Here is an 11,805-nt window from a genome sequence, read left to right on the forward strand (position 1 = left end):
GCTCCAGCACAGCGGCGACCTGCGCCACGGCCCTGGCACCGATGTTGCCGGCCGTGCCGCGCAGGCTGTGGGCCACACGTCCGGCCGCGCTAACATCCGAGTCGGCCAGTGCGGCCTGGAATTGCTCGGCAAAACCTGTCTGAGTGTCGCGAAACTTGCAGAGCAGGCGCAGGTAGAGTTCTCGCCGGCCCATACAGGTCGCTAGGCCGGCAACCATATCAATGCCCCCAAGACGATCCGGCAGCCCATCTGACAGGCCTACATTTGGCGATGCTGGAGCGGCCTGTGGCCTGATCCATTTTGCCAGTGTGGCGAACATGTCATCGACATTGAGTGGCTTGGATACATGGTCGTTCATACCACTGCTCAGGGCTCGCTCGCGATCACCGTCCATGGCGTTGGCGGTCATGGCGATCACCGGCAAAGCATTAAAGCGCGGCTGTTGGCGAATCCGCTGGGTGGCGGTGTAGCCGTCCATCACCGGCATTTGGCAATCCATCAGCACGCCGTCGAAGTTGCCGTCCTCGGTCAGGATGTCCAGGGCCTCCTGGCCGTGCCTGGCCAGTCGCAGCTGTATTCCGACACTCTCCAGCAGCTCGCAGGCTAGTTCCTGATTCAGCTCGTTATCTTCTACCAGCAACAGCCGGGCTCCATTCAGGCTGGCTACGGTGCTGGCATTCTGTTGGGAGCGTTCGCCGGCCCGAGTATCGCCCTGCGGGCCTTTACCCAGCACCATACCGATGGCTTCGAGCAAAGAGGACGGTGTTACTGGCTTGGTCAGCACCACCGGTAACTGGATGCCCTGGCGCTCGGCTTCCTCGCGTGCCTCTTCGCGGCCAAAGGCGGTGACCATGATGACCGACGGCGTATGCATCAGGCTGGCGGAATGCATTCTACTCACGGCTTCTATGCCATCCATGCCGGGCATCCGCCAGTCCATCAGCACTAGATCGTAGGGCAGCACTTTATGTTCGGCATCGGCCAGCATGTGCAGCGCCAGGCTACCATTCTCCGCGACATCCACCTCCAGGCCGAAGCTACGCGCCATGCCCGAGAGGATTTCACGAGCACTAGCGTTGTCGTCCACCACCAACACCCGCATACCCAGCAGTTCGTCGGCCTTGAACATGCGACGCGGCTGAACGCCTTGCTGCACGCCAATGCATACCTGGAAATGGAACGTGGAGCCGACCCCCGGCTCGCTCTCAACCCAAATGTGGCCGTCCATCAGCTCCACCAACTTCTTCGAGATGGACAAGCCCAGCCCAGTGCCACCGTACTTGCGCGTGGTCGAGCTGTCGGCCTGACTAAACGACTGAAACATGCGCGAACACTGCTCGACGGTCATGCCGATGCCAGTGTCGCGTACCCAGAAGTGCAGCTGCACGCGCTCCTCGTGTGTGCCAACTTCTTCCACGCCGACCACAATCTCGCCGCGCTCGGTGAATTTGGCAGCGTTGTTGCCCAGATTGATCAGCACTTGCCCCAGGCGCAAGGGGTCTCCGAGTAGTGCGGTGGGTAACTCAGGCTGGGTCTGGAACAACAACTCCAGGCCCTTGTCCTCAGTCTTAAGGCCGATCATGGCAGAGAAGCTGTCGAGTACGTCCTCCAGGTGGAAGGGGGTTTGTTCGAGGTTCATCCTGCCGGCCTCGATCTTGGAGAAGTCGAGGATGTCGTTGATAATCCTCAACAGGCTCTCCGCCGAGCGGTGCACTTTTTCAATGTAGTTGCGTTGGCGATTATCCAGTTCGGTACGCAGCGCCAAGTGGCTCATGCCGATGATGGCGTTCATTGGCGTGCGTATCTCATGGCTCATGTTGGCGAGGAACTCGCTCTTGGCCTGGGTCGCGTCCTCGGCCGCTGACCTGGCCTCTGCCAGTGCAGTCACGTCGATGTTAATGCCGGTTGCGCGCAACGGCTTGCCATCAGGCGTGCGTGAGAATCGGTTAAGCGATTTGAACGTGCGCACCAGCCCATCGTTTTGCCGCACGATGCGGAAGTCGAACTCGACGCGATCATCGCCACTTTGGACTGCGCTCTCGAACGTACTACTGATACGCGCCACGTCATCGGGATGCACCAACGCCTTCCAGTGCTCCAGAGTGCCACCGAATCCGCCAGGCTCAAGCCCGAACAGCGCTTCGAGCTGTGGCGTCCAATAGTTTTTACCGCTGACCAGGTCAACGTCGAATAGACCGATGTCACCGGCCTCTTGCGCCAGATTCAGACGATCGCTGGCAGTACGTAGCTTGGCCTCCATCGCCCTGCGCTCACTCACGTCGCGCACCGAGGCACAAACGCAGACGCCACGCCCCTCCAAGCGGGGCAGACGGGACAGGCCAATTTCCACGGAGAACAGGCTGCCGTCCTTGCGCACGCCGTGCAGGTCATTTAAATCGCCGCCCATCTGCCGGGTTCCGCCGCTGGCAATGAACCCGTCACGTAACCTGGCATGCCGCTCGCGAGCAGCCTGCGGCACCAGACGCTCAATGCTGGCACCGTTCAGTTCGCCGTGCTCATAGCCAAACAGAGTGTCCATTTGCGGATTGGTCATCAGGATGTGTCCGTCGGCACCCAGCACCAGCATGCCGTCCGGTGCCGCCTCGATAATGCCGCGGTACCACGCCTCGGTGGCGCGCAGTGCCGCCTGCTGGGCCTCCAGCTCCCTGGCCTGGTGTTCCAGTTGCAAGGTTTGGGCTCCCATCTCGTCAGCCTGACGGCGAGTTTCCTGCAGCAGCGCCTGGGCCGTCTCGCTGCGTTCCATAATGGCCATGGCTCCGGCCAGCCTTGGTAGCACTTCCTGCAGCAGCAACGTCTCGTTCTCTTCCAATGGGCGAAAGCCGGCCATTTCCATAACCCCGAGCAGACGCTCGCCACGCAGCACAGGCTGAACCAGCAGATGGCTGGCGGGGGCTTCACCCAACTGTGTGCGCACACGCCAGAACTGCTCAGGCAGATCCTTGAGCTGGCGGGGTTGGCGGTCCAGTGCACACTGGCCAAGTAGCCCTTCACCGAGCTCGAGCTCCGCGCGCAGTGGGTGCTCACTGTCCACCGCATAACCACCCAGCAATTGCAGGCGTGGTGCGCCTTCATAGAGAACGTACAGCGCCCCCTGGCACATGCCCAGCTGTGGCGCGATGCGGCAAAAAAAAGCTTGGGCCAACTGCTGCGGCGTCTCTGCCTGTTGCAGATCCACTTGCAGGAGCGAGGCGTGGGCTTTGATCCAGCGTTGGCGCTCAAGTTGACAAGCCTCCAGTTGCAGCGTGGCGATGGCGCGCGCCAGGTCGCCGGTTTCGTTGCGAAGGTCTGTGTGAGGGATCTGACCGTCCAACTTGCCGGATGCCAGCTCGTCAACTGCCACGCGTACGCGGTTCAGCGGCACGCGGATGGAGTGGCTTACCAGCCAGGTCAACAGCAAGGCCAGTGTCGAACCGCCCAACAGCAACACATAAGTGGTCGTGCTGCTGCGCTGCGCATACTCGGCCAGATTCTTCGCCGTATCGTGGATGTCGGCTTCCTTGTTTTTCTCAATCTGGATGAGAAGCCCGTCGCTTTCCTGCTCCAGCGCGAGAAACTCCTTACTGTTGAGCAACATCAGCGCCTGACCCAGGGAGCCCTTGCCGACCAACTCCAGCGCTTCATCGCCATTTTTTTGCAGGCGCTGCAATACCACCTCAAACTCCAGCAAGCTGTTGAGGCTGCTCTGTCGCCGCAGCGTTGGGCGAACCTGCTCCAGGGCCTCGTGCAGACGCTCTTGGGCGACGTCCATCTGGGCCCCGGCGCTGATGCGGATGTCCGCGTTGCTGGTAGCGACGGCGCGTTGCAGTGCCAGCAACAGATGCGGCAGCTGCACCCGAACCTCCTGCACATGCTGGATACCAACCAAATCCTGCTGGTACAACTGCTGCATTTCGTACCTGAGTGAATACTGGGTGCGTAGGCTTTGCACGCCCAGCATCAGGATCAATATCAGCAACGCAGCGAAGCCGATGATCAATTTACTGCGCAGGGACAGGCGCTCGAGCAGCTCGAACAGTCTGTTCATATACCGCCTCGTTTAGCTTGGTGTGCAGAATGATGCAAAGGGCTCAGGGCTGCTCAGCGATCTGCTCTAGTGAGGCCAACTGCTTGGCCATGTCCTGATCGCTGTCGGTGAACCGCTCGGCAATTTCCCGGAACCGTTCGGCATTGGCCAGAAAGGTATCGCAGATGTCTGGGTCGAAATGCGAACCCCGGCCTTCGCGGATAATTTCCACCGCCTGTTCATGGGGCATACCGGGCTTGTACACGCGGCGACTGATCAGCGCATCGTAGACATCCGCCACGGCCATCAAACGGGCGCTGATGGGGATGTCGTCGGTGCCCACCCCTTGCGGATAGCCACTGCCGTCCCACTTTTCCTGGTGGCCGTATGCGATCTCCTTGGCCAGATGAAGGAAGTCGACACCTATCCCTAACTGATCCTCGGCGTGTTGGATGGCATCGCGCCCCAACGTAGTGTGGGTCTTCATGATCTCGAACTCTTCCAGAGTGAGACGTCCCGGCTTGAGCAGGATGCGATCGGGAATGCCGATCTTGCCGATATCGTGCAGCGGTGCCGACTTGAACAGCAGCTGGATGGTTTCCTCGTCGAGGAAGTGGCGGAAGCGAGGATGCTCGCGCAGTAGCTCGGCCAGCAGTTTGATGTAGTGCTGGGTACGGCGGATGTGGTTGCCGGTTTCGTTGTCGCGGGTTTCGGCCAGCGATGCCATGGCGTGGATGGTGACGTCCTGGATTGCAGTCACCTCGCGGGTGCGGCGCTGCACCTCCTGCTCCAGAAACTCGTTCTTGTCGCGCAGGAAATCCGCAGCGGCCTTGACCTTGATCTGGGTCTCGACCCTGGCCATGAGCACCGGGGGGATGATCGGTTTGGTGATGTAGTCCGCGGCGCCCAGACTCAAGCCGCGAATCTCGTCCTTTGTGGCAGCCATAGAGGTAAGGAAAATGATCGGAATGTGGCGAGTGCGGGTGTCAAGCTTGAGCTGCTCGGCAACGTCGTAGCCGGGCAGGCCCGGCATCATGATGTCCAGCAGGATCAGGTCGGGAAGTGGGTCGCTCTGGAGAAGACGCAACGCTTTCTCGCCGCTGTTGGCTGCCTTGACCCGATATCTGTCCTTGAGCAGCTCGGCTATCAACATCAGGTTGTCGGGGGTGTCGTCGACCACCAGAACGGTGGCTGATGGATTAACGCCCTGCATGCTATCCATAGATGTTGGCTCCCTTGCCTGACAATTAGGGAAAGGCCGCACCTACGCCATTCCTTTGCTGGAAAGCGTAGCTAGAAAAATCTGCAATCGCTAGGAGAGAGTAGGAAGCTTATGGATGTCGGCTTCTGGCCGATGTTTGCCTGTCACGAGGGGCCATTTTCGACCCGTAATGGACATCCGTCTAATAGAGAACTCGTGAATCAGTTTCCGATCCAGAGCATCGTCTGAACCGTAATATGCGGATGACTTTCTAACGGCTCCCATTCGTCCATGAAAGCAAACCCCTGCTTGAGATAGAAGTTCGAGGCTCTTGCATTGTCGGGTGATACGTCGAGAAAAACGCGATCAAAGCCTTCCGCGGTAGCGCGAACTTTCACTACATCTACTAACTGAGTTGCCACGCCAGAGCCCCTTGCAGCAGGTTCAACCCACATTCCGATCAAGTTAAAACGATGCGCGCTACTGACCACGGCACCAATCATTCCGACAGGCCTGTCTTTCTTGAATGCCAGCCAAAATGCTGTTCCGGTTGATGAGGCTCTTACTTTCCACTGTTCGTCAGTGTATGCGGCGGCAGTTTGATAACTGACACCAAATGCCGTTGGCGTGTCCAAAAGCGCGGCGAGTCGGACTTGCTTTAATAGCATCCAGTCTTCTGTTTCCGTCGATCGAATGTCCATGATCTTCCTTGATGGATTAGCTTCACCTCAAATTCTCACAAGAAAGATTGGGGGGCAACCAGGCTCGCGTCGCGTACGTCTGCTTTTGGCCGACTCTGTTGAAAACAGTCGACCATGGTTTGCGCAGCAGAAAAATATGCGTCCGAGATTGAAATCTTTCCTTTCGGCAGAGGCTTCCGGACTCGGATTTCACGTAGCACTGTGCAAAAAAGGCGTTTTAACCAGTCAATGACCAGGCTGTTTGGGCGTACCGACTTTTTCAACAGAATCGGCCGATTGCTGCCTTCCACAACCGGCTGAATCCGTCCCGAAGCTGCCCGTTGAATCAGACTGCAACCGGTTGTAGTCACCTGCAAGCTGCAGTTCGTAACTGTTGCCCCATGCAAAGCTCGACCATTGAATTTATAAAGGCGGCAAAGCACCGTATCAGGACGCTGTAAAGGTATTTTCCATCGGCCAACGCATTTCCAGATATTCAGTCAAATAATTCATAAAAGCTTTGACCTTGGGTGTGATGGCGGCGCGCTCCTGGACGCATGCATAAATATCCAGCGGTTCAGCGTAGGCATAAGTTGAAGCGTGGCGATGTTCAAACAGAGGGATGAGTTGGCCACTTTCGATATAGGGCGCCGCCACGAACTCTGCCAAGCGGGTAATTCCCGCGCCGTGGATGGCCATTTGGGCTAGAGCGTCAATATCGTCGCTGATTGCGGTCGCATTGAGAGTAGCGTCGTAACGTTGTCCATCCCGGATAAAACCCCAACGTAGAAAGCGTCCGTCTAGCGGGTAGCGAAACGCTAGACAGGCATGGTGTTGAAGTTCTTCAGGGGAGCGTGGCCAGCCGACTCGATCCAAATAGGTGGGCGACGCGCAGATGATAAAAGGGACTGAAACGATCTTGCGAGCGACGATCCCCTCTTCTAGTTGTGGTTTGATCYGCAGGCTCAGATCAATGCCTTCTTGAATATGATTAATTTTGCGATCTGTGGTTGAGAGTTCAAGTGTCAGACGTGGGTAACGTGCAGCGAAGCCGGCGATTAGTGATGCCAACACATGCCGCCCGAATGCGGAGGTAGAAGCGATGCACAGTCGCCCTTGGAGTTGAGTCTGCGCGCTGGTGATCGCGCTTTGCGCCGATTCGAGATCACGCGCTATGCGTTTCACTTTTTCGTAGTACACCACGCCGCTTTCGGTTAACGCCATGCTGCGTGTGGTGCGCTGGAGAAGGCGCGTGCCCAGGTGGGCTTCCAAGCGATTTATGGTCTGGCTAACAGCTGCGGCACTGACGCCCAGGGTTTTGGCTGCGCCCACGATGGAGCCCGCTTCAACCACCTTGATAAAGCTAGCAATCGCCCCTAACAGGTTCATCTTTGGCCCAGCGAGAAGAGTTATTCATAAGATTTTCTTTATAAAGCAGCCACTGCTAGCCGTCTAGTTGCTAATTTTTGATCTTGCTATGGTGCTCATCACCTATCAATTGAAGATCAAAAAGGTCTGATATGAATCCCAAGGCATCCTCTAAAGCTCGATTTTTCAACCAGCGCAAGCTCTCGGCTCGCGCTACTCCTTATGTTTTCGCACTGTATATGGCCACAATTATGGGGCTGTTGATGTCTCTCGTGATCACTGCGGAAAACTCCGGCATTGAGACTGATTACCTAAGTAATACGCTGCACGCCTATAAATTGGCTATGCCCGTGGCATTCCTGTGCATACTCGTCGTTCGCCCCATTGTGCTCAAACTGGTGTCTTTAACTGTACACCCACATCATTAAGGGCGGCCTCTCAGCGGCCCAATTGATGGGGCGTTGGGGGCAGCCATATTGGGTCGACTGTTGCCGGTTGTCACAGGCCGGAGTCGACCCATTGCTGCCCGTCAGACATCTTCCTATGTTTCCTATGTCGAGGGAGGCGGGGCCAATTAACTTCCTCATGGCCCAACTTTAAGGCTTGGAGGTGTCTACAAAACCAAACAGATAAACGTCATGGAAGCGATAGCTCTCCAAGCCACGTGCAACTTTTCCCTATGTTACTGTCCGGCCTCGAACCAAAAATCCAGATCGCCCCATTCTTCCTTTGCACCGGAAAGAGCGCAGCCGGCCGGCCTTCATGGCATTCGGGCAATGGCACGGACATAACTGTCACATCACCATTTTTTGCGTCGAGCCGGAAAACCAGAATCTGCGCTTCGATAGAACACACGACCAAGAGGTCGTCATTTTCAAGAGCCATCTGCCCTTGATCGCAGGATCTCCAGGATTTATTCCTCTCCTGCGATATTGAGTGCGAAAGCTCCTTGCGCCAGGAGATAGAACCGTCGAGGGAGAGCTTAATGATTTCCAGMGACTTCACGCTCTGAGTATCGTGCCAACTCGATAGTACATAAAACGCAGTTCGTGACTTTACCATTGCAACCGTTACGTATTGTGATCCCGAATGGCTGTTGATGTTCGCTCTAACAGTTTGCCAGCCAATCACGTGTCCCGTGCGGTCAACACTCAGGACATTCACATCGTCCCTGTACTTTTTGTTGTCGTCCTCGCGCCTACCTGCAATGGTGGCCGCTACGATTTGGTCACCTACTGCTGAAACCGCCACCCCTTTTCCGAGTCCTAACCTTCGTTGCCACAAGAGCCTGCCCTGAGTCGATACGGCCGCCAGCCAATTTTCGGCACCGTCACGGCCGGCGACGACCAATTCGCCTGAATCAAGCATGGTCACACTCTGAATAAAACGAAACCGGAACGAGTGAAAAGAGTATTCCGCAACGATTCGTCCCTGTGGGTCGAGCTTTCCGAGATAGGCATCTGCCATCGTTCCGCCGGGGACGTACATTCGCCTGTTTGTTAAACCGGCAAGCCAAAGAGTCTCAGCGGGGCCCTGCACAATGTGCAAGGCCTGCCCTTGAGTTGCTGGTTCAATGATAGATCCAGGACCTGCTTCGCTGGGCCGCAAGAGAATCGATTGCGATACCCCTTTATTTCCTAGCGCGACTATTGAACCGCTGGCGTCGAGTGAGATTCCTCGAATAGCGAGAGCGTCTTGCGAGGTTCTCCCTTCAGGAATGGTTTCTGACCAGAATATTCTCAGCGCTGCATTTCCGGCTGCGGCTTGTTCGAGAGGAATCCACACCAGTAGAAGCGCGGTGAAGGCTATTAGCTTCGCCATGAAATGAAAGGACTCCTGAAAGGCTTGGGTCAAAAGTCGCAAGGAATATTCGACACATCACGTGAGGTGATAACGCCTTCACAGAACGGAAGCCCATTTAGCTCAATCATTTCCGTCAGCAAACCAAGCATAGCTACTCTTTTCCATCACTCCGCCCACCGTCTGCTTTTGGCCGATTCTGTTGAAAAAGTCGGTTCGCCCACACAGCTTGGTCATTGACTGGTTAAAACGCCTTTTTTTGCACACTGCTACGTGAAATCYGAGTCSGGAAGCCTCTGCCGAAAGTAAARATTTCAATCTCGGACGCRTACTTTTCTGCTGCGSAAACCATGGTCGACTTTTTCAACAGAATCGGCCGTTCTCTGCCGGTCATGGCCTCGAAGCAAGCTGGTCAAATCCGATGCAATTGGTGGTCAGTACGAATGCAAATGACTGGTCAAGTGGAGTGCAATTTCGCAAAAGTGAACTGGCCAACCGAAAGTGCTGCTGCCTGCGCGACTTTTCTGCGAGATCTGCTGCGATGATCCGCATCGATTCCATCTGGCTCGCCACCGAGCCGATGGACATGCGTGCAGGCACCGAGACTGCGTTGGCCAGGGTGATCGCGGTATTCGGCGCGGCTAAGCCGCACTGTGCTTATCTGTTCGCCAACCGGCGCGCTACTCGTATGAAAGTTCTGGTGCATGACGGTTTCGGCTATCAGCAGAGCACTGGATTACAGCCTGAAACGCTGGGCAGCGCTATCGCGCTACCTTGATGACGGGGCGGTTCCCATTGACAACAATTGGGCCGACAACCAGATCCGACCATGAGCTCCTGGACGCAAGAACTGGCTCTTTTCAGGATCTCTACGCAGCGGAAAACGGGCGGCGGCGATCATGAGTTTGATCCAGTCTGCACGGCTCAATGGCCATGATCCGTACGTGTATCAGCCCGCTTTTTTACCATCGATTTGCTGCTTGAATGCTTCAAGTGCCGAAACGATCAGTGGGCGGATCGTTGGATCATTTGCGATAGTTTCTGCACTCAATTGCGTGGAAAGCAAATTTACGGATATTGATGCTTGCTCCACGATACGAGCCGACATTGTTTCCAGAACCAACCGCAGTGCCGCCTGCGCGTGCGAAGCCCGAGGTGAAGCGTTGAAAAGAGCAACGGGTTTACCTGGGAACTCCTCAGAGCTAACGAGCCAGTCCAGCATATTCTTGAATGAGCCGGGAATTCCGCGAGCGTACTCAGGGCAAGAGATCAGAACGCCGTCCGCGTGGGCGATACTCAAGCGTAAGCCCCTGATGGATTCAGGAGGATTTTCCGTGAAATCCGGGTTGAAATGAGGTAACTGGCCAACCTCGTGATAATGCGCTATCGACAGCCCTTCGGGACAGAGAACCTCAGCTGCACGCAACAGCACTGAGTTGGAGGAGGCCTCACGAAGACTCCCTGAAACTGCAAGCAAACGCACCATGTTCAACACGCTCCCTGATTTGTAGGGCGGGGAGTGTCGCATGAGGGCCACTGACTGCACCATCATTGGCCCTGCCACCGGAGTCAATCCCGTGTCCTGGTTTCTGGGCGATGACCAGATGGCTTTACCAGACGCTTGTGTCGCAAGCTCACCCTACCCCCGGGATCAGCTATCAGGTAGGCAACGATGCGGTGGGACACCGCACGTTCACCACCAGCGGTGCGAGGTGTTCGTCATGGATCAAACCAGGGCGACAGCGATGCAATCAGTGCGATCCGAATCGAATTACCCCTTTTGGCGGTGAATTCTCAATACCGGTATCCCGCTTTTCTTCATACGCTGGATCGGGATGGGATGAGGACGACTAAATCTGTATCACCTATGTCGAGACCAACCTGTGAAAGCAGCGTAGTAACCTGGCCACGGTGATGAGTCTGATGGTTGAAGAAATGCATCACCAGGCCGTAAAAGTCCTTGTCGGACACGACACCCTTCAAGCTGGCGTAATGGAGGGTGTGGTCCAGATCGGACTCTGTAATAGAGCTGGCCCATTCGACGATTATCTGATCAAGCCTCTCTCGATACACTGAGAGTTCTCGAATAGTAGAGAACAACGCCTGGTCAAGGTTTTTCGGATCAGGAAGTCGCCTCACCGGCTCCAATGCCGTGTGGTTCGCTGGATGTTTGGCGAATCGCTTTAGCCACACTGTGTCTCCGACTGCCACGTGGTTCAGCGTCCCGAGAATCGACCTGAAGAACGCTTTTCTATCAGCTGATAGCTCATCATCGGACAAGCACCTGGCCGCTTCATAGATCTTTTCGTTCATCCATTTGTTATAGGTCGCCATCAGGCAGATATGGCCGGTACGGCTCATGTGCTCATCCTTTGAGTGGGTATTTGACAAGCGCTCCACGCTCACCGCAAAACCAGTCTATTGCACGGCGACCCGTACGCGGTAGAGATCGTTATTGCTCCGATACTCGCGGGTCGCCCTCCAAGAGGTAACCTTCGACATTTTCCATGGACAGGGCTTCGAGCAGCACCTGCTCCAGGATGGCAAAAAAACATTTGATGTGGGCCTGCTTCAATGCCTGAGGCCGGGTCACCAGATAGACCTCCATATCTGGAAGGTGGAGATCCGGGAACAACCCGATCAGATCCTTCGCCAGTATACGGGGCAGTACGGCCACCCCCATACCTCGCCTCACCGATTCGAGTTGCACGGCGAACGAATTCACGCTGATC

10 protein-coding genes and 1 pseudogene are annotated in these 11,805 nt (G+C 56.1%); 3 read left to right on the forward strand and 8 right to left on the reverse strand.

Annotated elements, in window-relative coordinates; genetic code table 11:
- From ACXRVY_RS08200 to ACXRVY_RS08215, 4 genes are all read right to left on the reverse strand, one after another.
- The coding region (locus ACXRVY_RS08200) for a response regulator (RefSeq protein WP_458237227.1) at positions 1-4,045 on the reverse strand (4,045 nt) is incomplete at its 3' end.
- A 43-nt stretch (positions 4,046-4,088) separates the two neighbouring features.
- On the reverse strand, positions 4,089-5,246 hold the full coding sequence (locus tag ACXRVY_RS08205) for a response regulator (RefSeq protein ID WP_223458849.1): 1,158 nt from the start codon (positions 5,244-5,246) through the stop codon (positions 4,089-4,091).
- Positions 5,247-5,446: 200 nt separating this feature from the next.
- Positions 5,447-5,926: a GNAT family N-acetyltransferase gene (locus ACXRVY_RS08210; protein ID WP_457266039.1), complete on the reverse strand. Its 480-nt coding sequence runs from the start codon at positions 5,924-5,926 to the stop codon at positions 5,447-5,449.
- Between the two features lie 426 nt (positions 5,927-6,352).
- Positions 6,353-7,294, reverse strand: a complete 942-nt coding sequence (locus ACXRVY_RS08215; RefSeq protein ID WP_458237228.1) for a LysR substrate-binding domain-containing protein — start codon at positions 7,292-7,294, stop codon at positions 6,353-6,355.
- Between the two features lie 131 nt (positions 7,295-7,425).
- Between ACXRVY_RS08215 and ACXRVY_RS08220 the strand changes: the two genes are divergently transcribed.
- The gene (locus ACXRVY_RS08220; RefSeq protein WP_223458844.1) at positions 7,426-7,701 is read left to right on the forward strand and encodes a DUF2798 domain-containing protein; all 276 of its coding nucleotides are present in this window, start codon (positions 7,426-7,428) and stop codon (positions 7,699-7,701) included.
- Between the two features lie 208 nt (positions 7,702-7,909).
- Here the strand turns inward: ACXRVY_RS08220 and ACXRVY_RS08225 are convergent, their stop codons facing one another.
- Positions 7,910-9,094 carry a CBM20 domain-containing protein gene (locus tag ACXRVY_RS08225; protein WP_223458842.1) on the reverse strand — a complete coding sequence of 395 codons (1,185 nt, stop codon included), beginning with the start codon at positions 9,092-9,094 and terminating at the stop codon, positions 7,910-7,912.
- 565 nt (positions 9,095-9,659) lie between these two features.
- Here ACXRVY_RS08225 and tnpB point away from each other — a divergent pair.
- On the forward strand, positions 9,660-9,851 hold the full coding sequence (gene tnpB, locus ACXRVY_RS08230; RefSeq protein WP_263289665.1) for a transposase: 192 nt from the start codon (positions 9,660-9,662) through the stop codon (positions 9,849-9,851).
- Positions 9,787-10,023 (forward strand): annotated as a pseudogene (locus ACXRVY_RS08235) (IS66 family transposase); the annotation flags it as partial. The gene tnpB and the pseudogene ACXRVY_RS08235, both read left to right, overlap by 65 nt.
- Here the strand turns inward: ACXRVY_RS08235 and ACXRVY_RS08240 are convergent.
- The 3 genes from ACXRVY_RS08240 to ACXRVY_RS08250 form a co-directional block, all read right to left on the reverse strand.
- Positions 10,023-10,559, reverse strand: coding sequence for an NADPH-dependent FMN reductase (locus ACXRVY_RS08240; protein ID WP_223458840.1), 537 nt, complete (start codon positions 10,557-10,559; stop codon positions 10,023-10,025). The pseudogene ACXRVY_RS08235 and the gene ACXRVY_RS08240 sit on opposite strands and share 1 nt — an antisense overlap.
- A gap of 332 nt (positions 10,560-10,891) precedes the next feature.
- On the reverse strand, positions 10,892-11,434 hold the full coding sequence (locus ACXRVY_RS08245; protein ID WP_457266038.1) for a DinB family protein: 543 nt from the start codon (positions 11,432-11,434) through the stop codon (positions 10,892-10,894).
- Between the two features lie 91 nt (positions 11,435-11,525).
- On the reverse strand, positions 11,526-11,805 hold a 280-nt coding region (locus ACXRVY_RS08250), incomplete at its 5' end, for a LysR substrate-binding domain-containing protein (RefSeq protein ID WP_458237229.1).

This window comes from Pseudomonas sp. P5_A2_2 (genome assembly GCF_054177685.1).

What these genes read in the sequence shown, in the direction of transcription:
- ACXRVY_RS08205 (WP_223458849.1), bottom strand. Translation starts at nt 5,246, where the DNA reads ATGGATAGCATGCAGGGCGTTAATCCATCAGCCACCGTTCTGGTGGTC.
- ACXRVY_RS08210 (WP_457266039.1), bottom strand. Translation starts at nt 5,926, where the DNA reads ATGGACATTCGATCGACGGAAACAGAAGACTGGATGCTATTAAAGCAA.
- ACXRVY_RS08220 (WP_223458844.1), top strand. Translation starts at nt 7,426, where the DNA reads ATGAATCCCAAGGCATCCTCTAAAGCTCGATTTTTCAACCAGCGCAAG.
- tnpB (WP_263289665.1), top strand. Translation starts at nt 9,660, where the DNA reads ATGCGTGCAGGCACCGAGACTGCGTTGGCCAGGGTGATCGCGGTATTC.
- ACXRVY_RS08240 (WP_223458840.1), bottom strand. Translation starts at nt 10,559, where the DNA reads ATGGTGCGTTTGCTTGCAGTTTCAGGGAGTCTTCGTGAGGCCTCCTCC.
- ACXRVY_RS08245 (WP_457266038.1), bottom strand. Translation starts at nt 11,434, where the DNA reads ATGAGCCGTACCGGCCATATCTGCCTGATGGCGACCTATAACAAATGG.